The 276-nt window shown below is 38.8% G+C and carries 1 protein-coding gene; it reads right to left on the bottom strand.

Translation table 11 applies throughout. The features are described from left to right. Positions 1 to 27: 27 nt before the first annotated feature. The coding region (locus tag SB660_RS20295; RefSeq protein ID WP_410584114.1) for a hypothetical protein at positions 28 to 276 on the bottom strand (249 nt) is incomplete at its 5' end.

Raw genomic sequence — 276 nt, 5'->3', positions numbered from 1 at the left:
CCTTCTGCTTCTTATATCGGTCAGAGATTAACTTTGTTTTACATTTCTTCCTGTCGGTGGTTTTGTTGTAAATTGCGAAATAAGGGGGGAATTGTTGGTTCTTTGCATTCTGGGTGGGGATGAAAGATTTTCTTTTTCTCTCTTGCGCTCATAGAAAACCCATGTTACAATGTAAAAGTTGTTCCGGATAAGTCGTCCTTGACTAAAGATCCGGTATTGTGTAGAATAGTTATTGAATTGAATATAAATCACAAGCAGAAGCACCCGCTTCTCACC

It is taken from the genome of Bacillus sp. SIMBA_005, assembly GCF_046535585.1.
Classification (GTDB): Bacteria; Bacillota; Bacilli; order Bacillales; family Bacillaceae; genus Bacillus; species Bacillus pumilus.
Note: the sequence above shows the minus strand (reverse complement) of the source record. Positions and strands in the feature narration are given on the sequence as shown.